This is a genomic window from Armatimonadota bacterium, assembly GCA_028871815.1.
Lineage (GTDB): Bacteria > Armatimonadota > Chthonomonadetes > Chthonomonadales > Chthonomonadaceae > REEB205.
In genome coordinates, this window is sequence record JAGWMJ010000001.1 from 363,171 (window position 1) to 380,284 (window position 17,114).

General features: G+C 60.0%; 14 protein-coding genes and 1 tRNA gene. 6 read left to right on the forward strand and 9 right to left on the reverse strand.

Annotated elements, in window-relative coordinates; all coding sequences use genetic code 11:
* Positions 1-77: 77 nt before the first annotated feature.
* From KGJ62_01475 to KGJ62_01515, 9 genes are all read right to left on the reverse strand, one after another.
* Positions 78-149, reverse strand: a tRNA-Val gene (locus tag KGJ62_01475).
* A 286-nt stretch (positions 150-435) separates the two neighbouring features.
* Positions 436-816 (reverse strand): DUF4160 domain-containing protein, encoded by a 381-nt coding sequence (locus tag KGJ62_01480; GenBank protein MDE2125241.1) that lies wholly within the window; start codon positions 814-816, stop codon positions 436-438.
* 64 nt (positions 817-880) lie between these two features.
* Positions 881-2,044, reverse strand: coding sequence for a hypothetical protein (locus tag KGJ62_01485; GenBank protein ID MDE2125242.1), 1,164 nt, complete (start codon positions 2,042-2,044; stop codon positions 881-883).
* A gap of 3 nt (positions 2,045-2,047) precedes the next feature.
* Positions 2,048-2,497 (reverse strand): hypothetical protein, encoded by a 450-nt coding sequence (locus KGJ62_01490; GenBank protein ID MDE2125243.1) that lies wholly within the window; start codon positions 2,495-2,497, stop codon positions 2,048-2,050.
* 43 nt (positions 2,498-2,540) lie between these two features.
* Complete coding sequence (locus KGJ62_01495; GenBank protein MDE2125244.1) at positions 2,541-4,841, reverse strand: hypothetical protein; 2,301 nt, start codon at positions 4,839-4,841, stop codon at positions 2,541-2,543.
* The gene (locus tag KGJ62_01500) at positions 4,834-5,826 is read right to left on the reverse strand and encodes a PD-(D/E)XK nuclease family protein (protein ID MDE2125245.1); all 993 of its coding nucleotides are present in this window, start codon (positions 5,824-5,826) and stop codon (positions 4,834-4,836) included. The genes KGJ62_01495 and KGJ62_01500 overlap by 8 nt, the downstream gene beginning before the upstream one ends.
* Positions 5,826-6,170 (reverse strand): helix-turn-helix transcriptional regulator, encoded by a 345-nt coding sequence (locus KGJ62_01505; protein ID MDE2125246.1) that lies wholly within the window; start codon positions 6,168-6,170, stop codon positions 5,826-5,828. Before KGJ62_01505 ends, KGJ62_01500 begins: the two co-directional genes overlap by 1 nt.
* Positions 6,171-7,158: 988 nt before the next feature.
* Positions 7,159-7,548, reverse strand: coding sequence for a hypothetical protein (locus KGJ62_01510; protein ID MDE2125247.1), 390 nt, complete (start codon positions 7,546-7,548; stop codon positions 7,159-7,161).
* A 72-nt stretch (positions 7,549-7,620) separates the two neighbouring features.
* Positions 7,621-8,010: a hypothetical protein gene (locus tag KGJ62_01515; protein MDE2125248.1), complete on the reverse strand. Its 390-nt coding sequence runs from the start codon at positions 8,008-8,010 to the stop codon at positions 7,621-7,623.
* Between the two features lie 453 nt (positions 8,011-8,463).
* Between KGJ62_01515 and KGJ62_01520 the strand changes: the two genes are divergently transcribed.
* The 6 genes from KGJ62_01520 (at position 8,464) to KGJ62_01545 (ending at position 17,110) form a co-directional block, all read left to right on the forward strand.
* Entirely contained in the window at positions 8,464-9,006 is a 543-nt protein-coding gene (locus KGJ62_01520) for a JAB domain-containing protein (protein ID MDE2125249.1), read from the forward strand.
* 694 nt (positions 9,007-9,700) lie between these two features.
* Positions 9,701-9,967 carry a hypothetical protein gene (locus tag KGJ62_01525; protein MDE2125250.1) on the forward strand — a complete coding sequence of 89 codons (267 nt, stop codon included), beginning with the start codon at positions 9,701-9,703 and terminating at the stop codon, positions 9,965-9,967.
* A 6-nt stretch (positions 9,968-9,973) separates the two neighbouring features.
* Positions 9,974-12,715, forward strand: coding sequence for a relaxase domain-containing protein (locus KGJ62_01530; protein MDE2125251.1), 2,742 nt, complete (start codon positions 9,974-9,976; stop codon positions 12,713-12,715).
* Positions 12,716-12,792: 77 nt separating this feature from the next.
* Entirely contained in the window at positions 12,793-14,901 is a 2,109-nt protein-coding gene (locus tag KGJ62_01535) for a hypothetical protein (protein MDE2125252.1), read from the forward strand.
* Positions 14,902-14,936: 35 nt separating this feature from the next.
* Positions 14,937-16,709: a type IV secretion system DNA-binding domain-containing protein gene (locus tag KGJ62_01540; protein MDE2125253.1), complete on the forward strand. Its 1,773-nt coding sequence runs from the start codon at positions 14,937-14,939 to the stop codon at positions 16,707-16,709.
* A gap of 20 nt (positions 16,710-16,729) precedes the next feature.
* On the forward strand, positions 16,730-17,110 hold the full coding sequence (locus tag KGJ62_01545; GenBank protein ID MDE2125254.1) for a hypothetical protein: 381 nt from the start codon (positions 16,730-16,732) through the stop codon (positions 17,108-17,110).
* Positions 17,111-17,114: the final 4 nt, after the last annotated feature.

Sequence of the window (17,114 nt, forward strand, 5' to 3'; positions counted from 1 at the left end):
AAGCCGCGTCTGGTGCTGCCCGTGATCGCCCAGCAACAACACCCCTGCGCCAACTGCGCCAAATCCCGCCGGCAAGATGGGCAGTACTGGATTTGAACCAGTGACCTCCTCGGTGTGAACGAGGCGCACTGTTTTGTGCTCAATTGCCCAGTTTTCGTGCTCAGACGGGCATTCTTGCCGTCCACTTTTTTGGGAAACGAGGCGCTCAGTTTTTTGAGCGTAATTAAGTATACCTCAAACTAGGCCGGTCCGCTGAATGGCCGAGCCCATTGTTCAGTTCGTACCACTCTGACCGGATTCGGCTCATTCATGCAGATCAAACAGGTGGCTTACTGCTCCGGGCATCGCCAGAGTCCCGGATTCCTGTGTGCCTGTGTTACCTATTCGCCAACAAGCTCATCTGCGGCCCTGATACAACCTTGCGCCCCAAACGCCCTAGCAGTCTACGGTACCGACTGGGCAATCCGACGGACGGCGATCGTTCCAGACGACAACGAGCCGCTCTCTGTTTCTTCCGTGCCATCTCCTGATGTTGTGAAACCACTTCGACAAGGTCGTCCCATGTAGAGGCTCGCCTGTGCAGATGTCGAAGTTGTTCGACTCGCCCTGGTACGACACACGGAAGTGCGGCGGTGGGTGCTCGCGCGAGAAGATCTCTATCTTCAACCCGTCGATTCTATCCACAAGTCGTTCCTCAATGCGCCGTTTGCCGTTTTCTAGTAGCGGGCCGATTTCGAAATCACGGGACAATTCCGCAGTCAGATCATCATCTACTGGAACTGACCACTCCTTGAAGAGCTCTGTATCTTCTACCATTACGGAGTCCTCGTCATCTCTCCTGATACGTGGGGTATACGGTCGATGGCGACACACACCTCCATTAAGTCGAGGAGATCACCATAGCGATGGCCGCTTCTTCCCACCGGGAGTATCCTGCACGGTCACGTTCGACAACCTGCCAAGCCCGGTTCAAGAGCAGAACTGGACTATCGCCTGGTTGCCAGTCGCGGTTGGGAACGACCTCTTCAGCGAGCGCAGCGCGGGGTCCTGCTTCGGTCAACATATCATCTATGGCGGAATCCACGGCGCTCTCCAGAGAATCTACGTAGAACCCGTGATGATCTTCTTGCACTCCCAGGCTCTGGGCCACTAACGCCCACTCGTCCCGCACGAGTTGTGCCGCTTGGATGTGGCCCAACCGATGCGCGCGTCGAGCGAGGAACTGGACCCGAAGCCAGGTCACGGGATGCGTGCTTCGTTGGAGCAAGTCCTCGGGCTGGTGGAAGTCGGCGTGTCTCAACTCGCTAAGGTACGACCCAAAGGCATGCATGAACGCTGGCCCGCCGAGCGTCAGACCTGCTGCGTCACAGAACAACTCCTGCGCCCAGGCATACCATGCGCCGACGACCGAACGGAGCCGCGCTGCCTGCCGCGCTGCGTGCTGGTCGTTCCGACGCGACCGGGGTCGTAGATCGTCTTCGATTCGCAGTTGAAGGTCGCGGACTATATCATCCATTTCGGCCTGATGGAGCTTGTAGAGCAGGTGGCCGAACTCGTGGAAGTGGAGCGCCAAAAACAGGAGTCTGCGCCTCTCCAGACACGGATAGTAGTAGATCGGAGCAGGCGTGTAGGGGAAGATAGCAATCGAGCCGTCGCCGCTGGCCGCAGGAATCTGCGCGGTCTCGGTGTGCGCGGCATGCACCCAGGCGATCACGTTGAGGCAGAGGCTGTCGGTGTCGCTCGCCCGCAGTACGGGTATCGCCAGAACTCCACCGATCAAACGGGCGGATCGAGTAACTTGCTGTATGTTGCTCCGCACCTCCTCAAGTATGTCATCGTTCTTGGAGTGCAGGTGCGCATGGTTCTCCGTCGTAAGCGCGGCGCATTGCACGCAGATTTGCTCCAGCCGCTGCCTGAACGGTTCGAGCGGAGCCGGTACCCGCGCCCCCAGAATCGCATCCCGAAGCCCCGTCACCTCATCGGCCAGGGCTTCGTTCCGAGCCGCCAGAAGCCCGCGTAGATTGGAGCTGCCAGGGGAGAACACCGCCTACATCTCCCCCAGCACGCCAATGTCATCCGCATGGGCGTGTTCCTCTACAAGTGTTCGCAGCTCCCGAAGACACCCTACAAGCACTCTCTGGTCATCGGGACGGTCGCTATCGAGCAGAGACTTCAGCTCCTCAAGGGATACCGTCTGGAATGGCGCAGTAATCAGGGCACCTCTCCTGGCGCGCACGTACCTTTGCGCCAGAATTCCGAGCCTGGGGGCCGCACCGACGATCGGTGCCTCCTCGTCGCGCTCGATGTCGCGGACGAGCGGCCCAAATCTATCGAGGAACTCCTCCAACGTTCGCCGCGCGGCTGTGAGCGATTCGGCAGACGCGGCGTCCCCTGAACCCGCGAGCGACAGCTTCGCGTGGATGGACAACCGGTTAATCGCGGAGATAACCGCCTGGTTCAGCTCGAAGCTCTCCGCAGTAAGCCATTGAGTGTTCATCGTCTTCTCCCTCGGATGAACCGCATGGTGGTTGAGACTGGAATCAGCGGGTGCGCTTGATCTCCTGCTGAGATCGAGCGATCAGATCATCGTCCGCCCGCTTTACATGTACTGCGATGGTCTGCTCCTTTGCCGGGTTGGACCAGTTGAGCTGCGTCGTCGCCGCGTACGAGTCCACCGCCTTCCGAATAGGGGCACCTTCGTTGCAGGCGGTCAGCAGGATAGGTTCCGACGTGCCCTGTGTGAGCGTCGCTCGCGTCGTTCCGACAAACACAGCCTCGGCGGTTGTGAGCTGGACGGCGGTAGGTTCCGCCACGTTCTGCGGAGCGCCTGCCTCGTCGATCTCCCACAAGCGGACCGGAAACTGAGTCTCTTTGTGAAGCTCAATCAAGTCCACTCGGGCATCTTCTGACAGGCACCCAATACGGATCAGCCGCTGCTTCGCCGTCTCGATGGCCTCTGCCTCGCCCGCGCAGATGCGACCGTCGCGTATGACGAGCAGCGAGGTCAACGGGTGGGCATCGCGGCGGGGCCAGCCGTCCTTGATGAACCTCACCAGCTCGTTCTGAAGGAACTCAGGGTTGATCGCTTCGGCTTTCGTGTCCAGCTTCTGCTGCACGTCTGACCAGAGTTGGAAAGCGGGCGTAAGCCCTACACCACGGTTCACGAGGATCGTGAATCCGAGGTAGCGACGGTCATGCCCGACATCGATTACGAGCTGCGCATCATAGGCGTCCGCACCGTCGATCCGCCACGGGATCGCGTCCATCTGCTGGAGAACATCCAGTGCGGACATGCGCACAAACTGCTCCCATTCCCGCCGCCCTCGGTCGACAGACACCTTCCCCGTCCGCCTATCCGTCACGCCATCGATCAGGCTCCGGTAGCTACTACAGAGCCGACGCTGTGTAACGCGCTTGACGCGCCAACCATCCAGACCCTTGGCGACCGAATAATATGCCGCAGGTTCCTCGTTTAGAACGAAGACCACCATGCCGTCGTCCCGTACGCGCTGGAGCGTATCGACAGCCTGTTCTATCGACCCGTACTCGACAAGCTCGAAAGCAAACGGGCTACCCGTCCAATCAGACGCCATCTCGCACATGCTGGAGATGAAACGCTGTGCGGCATCTAGGCCCATGCCCTTCGGGTAGGCGCAGTAGAGCGTCCGATGCGTGGTCGGAGGAAGGTAGTAGAAGCCACCATCACTGAGCATGTCCGTACGCCTTCGATGATAGCTGGCATGGACGGTCGCCGCCGTTCGGGTCGGAGCCAACTTGCGGTCCCGTCCAAATTCGAGCGTGGGGAGCGCGGGCCTCCAAACACGGCCAGGAGCAGGACGCCAATACTCACGCTCGGTCCCAGGTGCGACGAAACCGCATGGGCGGTCGCCCAGTTCGGCCCAAAACCCGTCGATGTAGTTGCGCCTGTCGGCAGGAGCGATCTTGTCGATGTCGCGGAGGCCGCGCGGCAGGTTGTCGTTCATCACGCGCACGCGAAGAAGGCTCCCGGCCACGGGCCGCTCACCCATGTCAAAGAAGACGTACACCGCAGGCGTGTCGTCGGTGACGCCTAGCTCAGGATACACCGCCGTGTAGTAATCCGTGAGCGACGAGTATGTCTGGTCTTTCACCCTGATAGGCACTTGTCCGCACGTTTTCCCGTCCGCATGAGAGAAGTAGACGCGCATCGTCCTGCCCATGCTGTAGACCAGCGTGCCGCGCTGCCCCTCCTGCCGGTTCGCTAGACGGTCGAACAACGTGTGTCGCCGCTCGCGTTCCTGCGCAGATTGTGTTGGGTCGAAGAACCAGGCCAGATTCTGCGTCGTAAGGAAGGCAGTCTGTACGTCGGCGGCGATCCCGATCCCAACCTCCTCGATGAAGCGCGCGCCAAGCGCGATGCACCTGTACGCCGCGATCCCCATCTCTTCTTGGAACGGCTCTGGGTCATACCATTTGCGCGGGCTGGAAAGGGTCCAGCGGCGTCTCTTGCGGTGGACTTGCGCAAGCACAGCTCGCTCTACGAGATCGGGAATGGAGGCGCGCCCTCGTTCCTCTCGAAGCGAGAGCTGTCGGGCAGGCTCGCCAGCGTCGAGGATCGTAGCTTCCCAGTTCTCCTCCTGCATTCGCATCTCAGGGATCGCGCGTGACGTGGCGACAAGAAGAGCGTCATTTCCCACGACTACGCTCGCCAGCCCTTGCTGGTACCGAAGCCGCCCGCACATCCTCTCTCGCTGATTCTCGGTCAGGCGAGTACCGACGATCTTGGCCGCCCGCGTGGGCACCCAAAGGTCGCACCCTCGCTGAACCAAGCGTATCGACGTTTCGACGATGGGTTCACGCATCGACGCACTCCTTACCATCCGAACAGGCGCACAGGAACGGGCACATCTGGCAGACTCTCGGCTGCGGATGGGCGGTGAACGCCGCAGATCCGCTGAGCGCGACATATTCGTGAGCCAGCGCCATCCTCTCCGCGTCCTGGCAGATGCGCGCTCGGGTAGCCGCCATCTCGCTGTCAGAGACACCATACGACACGACCGCGCCGTTGCCGAGGAAGGCCATGCTCACGGAAACCAGTTGTGGAGGGATACCTTGTTCAACGTGCGCCCACAAGCCATATGCAGAGAGCTGAAGGCTGTCGTCGCCACCCGAGCCAGGCACGCCGCTCTTCCAGTCCACGATCTTGATGCCGCCATCGGCAACTCGATAGAGATCGACTTTGCCTTCGGCCCTGCACGGAAGGCCCGCTATGCTAACCGTCCTCTCAATCTCAGCGTCAGGGAGACACCCCATCATGCGGAGGGGCCCGAACGCCTCAGCCGTGTAGAACATCGCCAGCGCCGATGAAAGCCGCTCGCGTGCTTCTGCGTACAGGTCCAGCACGTCGGCCCACCCGTAATAGAACTCGTGTAGCAGCTTTGGTGGGAATTGTCCCTCGTGCGGGTTCTCGCCGCGCGGGTCTGATTCTGAATAGGTTATGTCGGCTACAAGAATATCGTTGGCCCATCCAGTAAGCCGATCCAACGTCCAGTCGTCGCCTCGTTGCCTTGCGCGAAAGTAATTGGCGATCACCATGTGCAGAATGTCGCCCACTCGCATATGTCGGTTGGACATGCCTTTCAGCCGGTGGAGCAGTAACTTGTCGGGATCGTTCTGTGCCCTTCTCTTGTTCGCTCCGTAGTAAGCGTAGTAGTATTGTCGCGGGCACTTTTCAAGCAACGAGCGCCGACTGTACGACCACTCGACGGTGCCGAGGTCATCCGCTGTACGGGGTTCACCCGATACGAATTCCATCGGATCAAAGAGCGATGGTTCACCGGCTAACATTACTGATCCCTCCGCAGCCCCCTTAGCTCCTGACTCAGCGCTCGCCACTCGTCATCTGTCAGGCCGATCCGCTGCGCTTCGCGTAGGAACTCCTGGGCGGCGGCGCTTGAGCTGACGGTCTTCTGCACGTCGGACGGCATCTTGCCGATTTGCGACAGCAGATTCTCGGGCTGTACGCCGATGATCTCACAGAGCTTCACCACAGTGTCTGCGGCCGGAGGCGGGATGCGCCCGTTCTCAATCTTGCTAATGTAGGAGAAGTCCACGCCCGCCCGGTCCGCCAGTTCCCTCTGACTCAGCCCCGAATCCCGTCGCGCGTCTCGCAGCGCCTCGCCGAAAGTCATCACTGTCGCTCCTCGAAGCAGAGTATAACAGGTGTTGAGTTGTTTGTCAACTCCATTATCGGGTATCGATCGCTTGGTATTCAGGGGCAGCGTTGGTATGTCCGAAACCATCACGCTGTCAGTATGATCGCTACAGTGGAGGTGACGCCGCCGCAAAGCCGCCCGCCTGGCACGAGGCATGCACTCACACCCGCGCAGGGCGGTCGAGCAGAGCCTGTGAGCCTGGTTCCTCAGGGTACAAACTCAGAGCCTGCCGAGCGATGAACTCCGCTTCGCGGATACGGCCGAGATCCACTGCCCGGTCGAATCTTATAGCCGCGTCAGCCATGTAGTCGGTAACACTCTCCATGTCAACCCCCGCCGTGTTTCCGGCGCCCTAAGACGCCCGCCCGAGCCCATCGACTTAGTTCCCGGACCTCACAGACACGTCAGCGAGCGACCGGAACGGAGCATCCGGACCAAGACCTCGGCCCTTGTTTTCGAATATGATTACAGGGAGCACTCCGGTGATCTTCGGACCGAGTACAAAGTGAAGTGGTTCTGACATTGATCGGGGAGCTTGCGCTTGATGGGCTGGTCTCGACCTGAACGCTCGCTGAGAGCTCAAGCCAACGACCGCGGCTACGGCCAACACTGCGGAGCCGCCTAGAATCAGGCGAGCCGTGAGCGTAACAGACCGCGCCGGAGTGCGGCGACGTGATGAGCGGCGCTCCTTGCCAATGGCGGACTTAACCGTCTCACCGCTTAACTGACTGAAGCGCGCGACCATATGGGATGCTTCGGGAGAGTGGGGATAGAGGCTCGCAACCTGACGAGCGATGAACTCTGCCTCGCGTGGCCTCCCGATCTCGATCGCACGGTCAAATCTCGCTGTGGCGTCGCTCAGGTAGTCGGTCAAATTGTCCACGTCAGGCCCCCCGCCGTGTTTCCGGCGCCAAGTGACGCCCACCGGTCGATCCGTGGGCACCTATTTGCAGATCATTGTAGCCTAGAGGTTGTCGGGCTCGAAACCTTCCGAACGCAAGGCGTTAGCGGCAAGGGAATCGAGAGTTCGACCGTCTAGCCGCCCGCGCTCACCATGCAGCAATCCTCTGAGCGCCACCCCGATCGCAGCCCACTGCTCGCCAAGGAATTCGTTGAGCGCAACGCTTATCTCAGCTCGCTCGCTGCCGAGTAATCCGTCGTCTCGGACCCCACTCCCATAGCGCTGTTGTCGTGCGTCTGCGTACCGGAGCCAGCCGGTGTACAGCTCCACGAGCGCCTTTTCAAATTCGTCCTCTGGTCGATGGATGGCTGGCTGGTGGGCCGCTGCCCTCGCTTCGCAATCCGCGTAGCTTCGTGGTGTCACATACAGATTCATCAAGTATCCGTGCTTCATACCTCCTCTCATGTTTTGGGTTGATGTCGCCCTCCTCTGGGGAAATCCCGCACGGAGGAGGGCATTTGTTGTCTAGTCCTCGTCGGGCCGCATCAGGGTGATGACCGGCTCCAAATCATCGCCCGGTCCGCAGACGAGCTTAACGCTATAGCTTGTAGTCGGCCCGACAGGCATATTCAACCCGTACACCAGTTCAGATCCGCTAGTCCTGCTTCCCCGAATTGAGGTTAGTCCCATCCAGAGCACATCCCAGAGGCGACCAGTAGGATCTTGCCAGCTCTTGCTTTCCGGAATGTCGTTGATGTCCGCCCACAGTGCCGCGGTCAATGCAACAGGGTAACGGAAGCCAGCTTCGGCGGCCATCTTCGAGACATCGATCAGCACTCCGTCCTCTAGCGCCTCCCGCCGCGTGTACGAGTAGATCACGTTGTCGCCAGTTATGGTTTTGGTTTCGTCATTCATATTTCTCCTTGTAATTGGTTGACATTAATTGACACCCATAAGATAGGCAATTGTTAGGTAGCAGTCAAGCAAAAAATGGGTGATCAATGCGGAATAGATCCTTCCCTTGGCCGGGTGGTTCTGCTAGGATCGCCCCCATGTTCCAGATGACAACCACATCCAGACGCCGCCCGGGACCAGTACCGGGGCCTCCGACCAAGAAGTACAACGTGCTCATTGACGAGGAGCTCGCCGAGTGGGCAAAGCGGCAGCCCGGCGGCCTTTCAGACCTTGTGCGCCGTTTGCTGAGAGAGGCAAGGCAGAAGCGTTCGCCTGCAACCGGAAACAGCCGGTAGATGACGCTGAAATTGCAACCTCGTGTCGTCGCAAAATGACGACAGGATCTGTCGGGGCGATACAGCCAGGGCAGAACTGCAATCCGTTTGCGCGCAGACCGTGTTATGCTGTGGCGCTATGGTCGCAAGGGCACGAGCAAACGCGGAAGGTCGAGAGCAAACATCGCTTGAGCATGCGCTGTTCTACGAGCCGGAGGTAAGCCGCCGACCGGCGAGAGAGTCGGCCCTGCCCGTGTTCAGGATCGAACTTGTACGGGACAATCCGGCGGACGACCATTCCCAGCATACGATACGCTCGCCGGAGGAAGCCGCCCGGATCTTCGAGCGATACCTGAAGGGTGCGGACCGGGAGAACTTCGTGACCATGTTCCTCGATACCAAGAGCCGCGTCATCGGTCTGAATACGGTCTCCATTGGCACGCTCGACAGCGCGCTTGTCCATCCGCGCGAGGTATTCAAGCCCGCGATTCTCGCCAACGCCTCGTCTGTCATCGTCTGCCACAACCACCCGTCTGGCGACCCGCAGCCGTCACCCGAGGACCGGCAGGTCACCGCCCGCCTTGCCGAAGCCGCTAAGGTTCTCGGCATCGACCTCCTCGACCATGTTGTTGTCGGCTGCAACGGAAAGCACTGTTCGCTCAAGCAGCTTGGAGTGTTCTGAGGTGCGCCGCCATATGAAAGAGCACGGTACAGCCTATAACGGGCGGCGCGGGCAGACGCGAAGGAGTTACCCACAGGGACCCCCTACGGGCTATCCCCTATGGATAACTCCTTCCGGTTTTCCGCAGCCGAACCGCTTGGGGGCAATTGGTAAGCCCCGCAGACGGTCCGTCTACGGAAAACCATTCTCTCTTAGGCCGCTCTGCGTCCGCGACGCGGCCCGACACTTCGACAACGGCAGCGAGCCGTCACGCAGCGCCCCTCTCGATTCCCAGCACCAGCGTGCTCGGAGCCTCGCGACACGTCTGTTCCATCGCACCAGCGTCGCATTGCTGCTGCTGCCAGAGAATCTACAGCCCTCCGCCCGAAGCTCGCAAATCGTGTCGCACATCAGTACCCGACTGCTTCGCCTTATCGGATAGCCGCCATGCAACGACTAGGAAATCCTTCGGGCTTCGCCCTCGGTACACCTGATGCACCTTCGGTGCTAACAGCTTCGCGCACAACCAGCAATTCCCAGGCTCGCTTTTCGCTTGCAAACTGCAATCAAGGGGAGCAACCCAGAGGTCAGATTTACGATGGAATCAGCTAACCAGGAGTGTTTGCGGAGCGACCAACCCCCGAAACGGTCGGCTACCAGCAGCCGGCGCCGCCAGCCGCACCGTCGCCGACCGACGTTCACGATCGGATTCCGCGTGGACGAGTACTACCTCGCGATACTTGAGAAGGGCGCGGCAAGCTACGAAATCAGTATCCATGAGTACGCCCGGCAGCGACTCTTAGAGCTGCTGGACCGGCACGACGAAACTCGGCTACTTGCCGAACTCGACCAAGTGACCGCTGACGTGGCGGAACTCCGAGAAGACATTGCCCGGTCGTTGGAAGTCATCCTTGTGAACCTCACCAAGGGCGACGCGCAAGCGATCAGGTCATGGATATCGGACAACCTCCGCCGGGGCTAACACGCGATGCTCTCCTTAGCTGACATCGAGAATGGCCAGGAACACTACTACGACGGGCTGGCCCGAGAGGACTACCTGACCAACGGCGGCGAGGCGCCCGGTATCTGGCTTGGCCGGGGCGCCGCGGCCCTTGGCCTCGAAAGCACGGTCGTGTCCGAGACGTTCATTCGTGTGTTCCAGGGCTTTCACCCGGATCGGGACGCCACTCTTGTACAGAACGCCGGTAAGGAGAACCGCCAACCTGGATGGGATCTGACGTTCTCGGCGCCGAAGTCCGTGTCCGTCCTATTTGCACTCGCCAATCCACACACTCGCCGGCATATACAGAGCGCGCATCTCAACGCGGTGCGAGAGGCGATCGGATACCTGGAGGATGTGGCGTGCTTCACTCGCCGCGGGAAAGGCGGACGCGTCAAGCAACGTGCTGGCTTCATCGTCGCGGCGTACGAGCACGGGACATCAAGAGCGCAAGATCCTGACCTGCACACACACGCGCTGTGTTTGAACGCGGGGATAGGAGAAGACGGTCTGCCGGGCGCGATCGTCAGCAAGCCGGTGTACCGACACAAGATGGCGGCCGGCGCGGTCTATCGCGCGAGCCTTGCGCTCGGGATGCAGCAGATCGGATTTGTGATAGAGCGTGACGGCGTCTTCTTCCGGGTCGCAGGCGTACCACACGGCCTCTGTGACCGGTTCTCCACCCGGAGCAAAGAGCTGCGTGCCTTCATGAAAGAACAGGGAGTTGAGGGCCCGGCCGCCGCAGCTTGGGCGGCAGTAAAGACTCGACAAGTCAAGGGACACGTTGCGCGCGAAGTGCTCTTCATGCAGTGGGCTGAGATCGCAGCCACGTTTGGCTTCTCGCGCTCCAATGTGATTGCATTGCGCGGGAATGCCGTTCCGGTCTCCTCTCCGGCGATAGCTGACGGGATTATCGCTGATGCGGTCCACCGTCTGTCGTTGGAGAAGAGCCACTTTCCAGAGAGAGACTTCCTTCAGAAGGTCGCCGAGGCCGCCGCGGGTACCGGGTTGTCTGTATCAGAAGTACGAGCGCTCACTCAACGGGCGATCTCAGGTGGCGAGCTAGTGCCTTTGGGAGAGGTCAGTGGAGAACGGCGATTCACGACGAAGGACATACTGGCGAGCGAGGCCAGATTGCTCCGGACTGTGGGCGAGATGAACCAGCAGTCCGGTTTCCACATTTCCGACCAGTTACTCGCACGAGCGATCGGCTCGACAGAAGCAGAAGAAACCGTCAACGCAAGGGAGCGCGACCCCAGTGCAACCCCGATACGGCTGAGCCAGGAACAACATGCAGCGTTGAGGCACATTGCCGACTCCCGAAGTCGGATCGTCGCCGTATCTGGCATGGCCGGCACGGGTAAGTCCGCAATGCTGGGCGCCGCACGTCGAGCATGGGAGCGCGGCGGTTATCGGATCATCGGCGCAGCAGTGTCCGGCAAGGCGGCGCGCGGACTTGCCCGGAGCTCGGGTATCGACAGCATCACAATCAGCAGGCTTCTGTACGAACTAGGCCGACCGCCCCTCAATGGTCCCGGCATTATGCAGAGCCTCAAGGCCGAGTTCAAGCATGCCACATGGCAGATTGACAGCAAGACACGCCGCAAGCTCCTCGGCCAATACCATAAGGCGACGAGCAGGTTGGCCCATGAATGGAAGTATATGACCTGGCAGATCAGCCGGCGCCATCGCGACTTCTTGAATTATAAGCTCGACCGCGACAAGTACAAGCTCGACAACAAGACAGTGCTCGTGATTGACGAGGCGGGAATGGTCGGCACTCGCCAGATGGAGAGATTGCTCCAGGCGTGCGCTCATGCCAACTGCAAAGTCGTGCTGGTAGGCGACGAGCGGCAGCTCCAGCCCGTAGAGCCTGGCGGGCCGTTCTACTCCATCTTGAACCGAATCGGGTGTGCCCGCCTCTCCGACATCGTCCGGCAGGGTCTCGACGCTGGAGACACGAACCCGGCGTGGAAACGTGAAGCAAGTCGCGCCATGGCGGAGGGCAGAGCGGGTGACGCGCTGCGAGCCTATTCGGACCGTGGCTTCTTCTACGTGGCCCAAGGCAGAAAACGCGCTCTACAAGCGCTCATCCGCAAGTGGGCTGAGATTGGCCTCAGGAAACCAGAGTCGTGCCTCATCATGACCGGCAAGAGGCGCGAGGCAGACGAACTCAATAGACTAGCGCAGGACGAGAGGCGGCGAGCCGGACGGCTCGGCCTTCGGTTCGCTCGCGTTGGAGCCGCGACATTCTACGAACTCGACCGCGTCGTATTCACGAGGAACAGCCAGTGCATCGGCGTGATGAACGGCGATTTCGGCACGGTCACTCACGTGGACAACGTATCCGCGAGGCTCAAGGTGCAGCTAGACAGCGGCGCGGAAGTCGCGGTTCCGTTCCGCAGGTATATGGACTTGTCGCTGGGATATGCGAGCACAACACACAAAGCCCAAGGGGCGACGGTAGACCACGCCTATGTGCTCTGCGGAGGGCCGATGGCTGATCGCGAACTCAGCTACGTCCAAGCGTCGCGGGCGCGCCTGGATACGCACTTCTTTTCCGAGGCTCTTCCGGGTCCGGATTCGAGGAAAGAGCAGCGAGCGGAGCGAACTATAAACGAACTTGCCCGGATCATGAGCAGGAGCCGGCAGAAGGACCTGGCACACGACGTATTGCGCCAACCGACAACCGGCCCGGAACCGCTTGAGCTAACCCCGATCTTCTCCTGACCGGACAACCACGAACTCCAGTCCCAGGCCGTCGTCCGCCCGCAAGGGACCACAAGGCAGGGCAAGCGGAGAGACGCATGGACTTCCTTCGCAGCGCAATACTGAGCGCCATCGGCACAATTGTGACGCTTCTTGTCTACCTCGGCGAGGGCGTCCTCATGGGAGCAATCGGCATCGTCGTAGGCCGACAGAATCCTACCGCACACCTCAATCCATCCATGGAGCTGGCCCTCGCCGCAGTGGCCTTCGTCATGGGGATATCTGTCGCGTCTACCTTTTCAGGGCCGCCGATAATGCTCATGCCGCGGCTACGTCAACACCTCGAACTCGGCGAATATGTCCTCAGACTCGTGGTTGCATATGCCATCGGCATAGCCGCTACCATCGGGCTTTATATTGTGCGGCGCAACTTACCTACACACTCGGAGTTCGGTGACTATATGTTCCCGAGAGACGACACGCTCGGGATCTTGGTCTTTACAGCAGCATGTGGGATCGTCACCGGATACCTGTCGTCTGTCTTCGTTCGCCACGAGTCGTCCGGCGGAAGCCGCCGTGAGCACAAGCCCCAAAAGGTAATGTCCGGAGTTGTCGAGTCCGATTATGCGTCAAGACGTAGGGAGGCGTACCGGAACCTCGGCGGAACACAGCCGGGACCAGCGGCGCCGCGTGGTCCTGCCCCATCGGACCGAACGGCCCAAGGACGGAAGACCCCGTGGATCGCTATGGCCGTTATCGGTGTGCTCGGTATCGCAATCCTGGCTGCCGGCCGGTCACTAATTCGGAAGGGAAATGACGTTCCGGCAGCGGTCGTCAAGAAGGCATCAGAACCGCAATCCTCACCAACGGCGAGCCCGGTCTCCGATCAGGCTTTCGAGGACATCTCGCCCCACCAGGTCCCAGATCTGATTCACGACACCGCTTCTCAGGTATCGGCCCTTCCAGAACCGTATCGCACGGAGATCGCAAGCCGAATCGCCTTGATCGCGTACAAGATTGGCAACGCCCGCCTCGCTATCGACTGTGCTGCGATTGGGTCCGGTCGTGGCCGCGATGCGACGCTGCATACCCTCGCTGAGGAGCTGGCGTTCGTCGATGATCGCCTTGGTGCTACAGATCTGCTCAAGCAGTTCAACGTCTCCGGGTTTACGCTGCTTAGCCCGCCGTATATCTTGGCCCGCAACGGAAAGCTGAACGACGCGACGCTTGCATCGGTTGGCATTCCGAAGGACGAGAGCGCCCTGAGCATTGCTCTCGGCCAAGTGTATCGCGGCGACTACACCGAGGCCAAGCGAACACTTATGGACCGAAGTGGAAGCACGGACGCAGTGGCCGAGGCCTGGTTGAGGCTGTTCGTCGCGTACTCGCTTCCACCATACGAGGTGCCTACGGCACTCGACGAGGCGGGCAAAGCGATCGCTGACCTTCCGACCAGTGAAGCCGATAGGAATCCGCTCCTTAAAGCGCTTGCCGAACTCCAGATGAAAAGCGGAAAGACTGATCTCGCCCTATTCACGCTCCCGTTGTCCCTGATCGACAAGAGCGACTCCTCGGACGGGACCAAACAGCTCGACGACGAGACAGACGACCTCTTGATGGGAGTCGCCATGATGCAAGCTCGCACTTGGAAGTTCGCGGATGCGAAGGCGACCGTTCGGCGCATGAAGAGGCGAATAGTGCAGGCAGAAGCCCTTGCGCGTATAGCGTCGTTTCAGGTCGAGTGGGGAAGCCGATTTGATGCGAGGGAGACCCTATCGAAAGCAAACGAATTGCTTTCAAGCGTGTCTGGGGCGTTGCTCGATTCAGATGAATGGAATCGTGAGATTTCCCCAGACCACGATGCATTCCGGGCGAACTGGTTCGTGGCGTGGGCGAACTATCGGATCGGCGACAGGGACGAAACCCGGAAGGACGTCGACCTCGCGGTCAGATCATACGAGGACTTGTCATCCAAGAATGCAGGCGCGCAACCGCTGTCGGATACTGATAAAGCAACTTATGCAAGGCTACTTGCTCATGTGTGGTACCTGGACCTCGCAACCACGAAGCAGAGCGATGCAGCCGAGGTAAACGATTCGTTGTTCGACCGGCTGTTCGGGGCCTCATTCCACCTATCTAGCTACAACCCTCCGATTGTGGTTCGGCCCCATCTTCCGCCGTATCGCAGGAAGCATGAGCTGCAATAGCGCCGGGCTCCGCGCCGTGCTACGATGCTCGGCTCATGGCCCCATTCCTGATCTCGGTCGTGATACTCACGGCCCTGGCGCTATCGTTCTACGTTCCGGCCTTTCCTTGGTCAGCGATAGCGCCTGGCAACGTACATCTTGCCGGGCAAGCCCTCACCGCGGCGGCTATACTCATCATTGTTTCTGGACGATTTCGGAAGAACCAGGCTCGCGGCGTAACTGAGATGAAGTTCCTGAAAGCCAAGAGATCATCAACAGGGGAGAATGCTCCTGGTGGCGGCATCTACTTCGGTGGATTGCCATTGCCGCCCGACTCCGCCACGTCCCATTTTATGGTCGTCGGGTCTACCGGGAGCGGAAAGACGCTGACCTTGCGGATGGCAATGGGCTCGGTCCTGCCGGCGCTTCTCACCCAGCCAGACCAGAGGGCTGTCGTGTTCGACGCCAAACAGGACGCTATCTCCGTGCTATGGGGCATCCTCGACGATGCAATGAGGCGCAGCTCCGGCGTTGACCGAGACTTCACCGTAGAGATTGCAAAGCGGATATTCATTCTCAACCCATTCGACCAGAGATGCTACGAATGGAACATCGCGGCGGATGTGCGGAGCCCGGAGGTTGCGCTCCAGTTTGCCACGATTCTTATCCCGGAGGAATCCGGCCCCAATCGCTACTTCTCCGATGCCGCGCGCGACTTGCTAACAGGCGTTATCAACGTTCTCGTCGAGCGCTCCGGTGAGGAGTGGAGGTTCTCTGACATCCTGTATGCGATGCGCAGCGGGGACCGACTTCGGCATGTTCTTCGGCAAACGCCCGAAGGTGAAGACCTAATCGACCTGCACCTGGAAGGAGGCAATACAACCAGAAGCGTCATATCGACGGCCCGCTCCAAGCTCGCCCCTTACGAGGTCGTTGCGGCGCTCTGGCGCCATGCGGGAGCGGCAGGGCGACGCATCAGCCTCCACGAATTCTTGAGGTCCAATTCGATCCTCGTACTCGGCACGAACCAGGCGGCTCTTGCGCCGATCCAGGCGGTGAATCGCGTCATTTTCCAGCGTATGACAGAGCTCATCCTCAATCAGAGCGAGAATGAAGAGCGGCGGAACTGGTTCTTCCTTGACGAGCTCCGCAAGCTCGGGCGGCTCGATGGATTGGATGCGCTCATGACCAATGGAAGAAGCAAGGGCGCCGCGGTTTTCGTGGGTTTTCAGGATATCGATGGACTTCGCGCGGTCTACGGTCGAGAGATCGCTGGCGAGATTACGTCAATGTGCGCGAGCTTCGGCGTGTTGCGAGTGGCCGGCGCATCGACACCACAGTGGGCGAGCGAGATCTTCGGCGAGCACGAGGTTGTACAGAAGACGCGAAGCCAATCGGATACATTCGGCGGGGGCGGCACCACTTACGGATCGTACACGACTGGCGAATCGGAGCATATTCGGGAGAAGCGTTTGTATCTGCCCTCATTTTTCCGCATGGTGCCGCGGCCGGAGATCGGCAAGCCCCTCTACGGTTACTTCTGCTCCGCCTACCTGCAAAGCAAGCCTTACTATGCCGAGATACCACCGGGCGAGGTCGATGAGATGCTCGTGGAGAAGGCGTCGAGTGACCTTGACTTCGAGCCCTGGCCCGACACAACGTCCAAGAAGCTCCCTCTCTGGACGGCGACCGACTTCGAACGGCTGAACCTGCCGCCAATGAGGATCACCGTTCCAGGCGTCGCCGAGCCGGCTGGAGCGCCAGGTCAACAGTTCATAGATCCGTTCGCATCTCACCGCGTCAACCCTCTACCGGAGCAGGAAGCGTAGGCGACTCTCACGTGATGCGTATGATCGATGAGCGCCACGTAATCGAGGGGACGCACCTTCAGGTCCGTTGGTTCATCGACGAGGACCACCGGACCAGCCCTGTCTTCGTCTTCGAGGAGCTGCCCGAATCCACAGTCAGTTTCACTGTCAACCGCGAGAACCTAGCGGCTGAACTCTCCGAAGTGATGAAGACCACGCCAGATCGGCTCATGTGGTATGAGCAAGCGCCGGACAGCCGACTCACCGAATTCGTGTTCCGGCCGGGCTACATTATCCAATCGGAGGTACCGCGAGAAAAGGTCGAGCAGATGGTCGGTCACAAGCTAGACCCTTACCCGGTACGAATGCTCGCTGTCGAGAAGCTTGCAATGCCGAAGCCGGAACCGGAGCCGCAGCCGTAGGGCA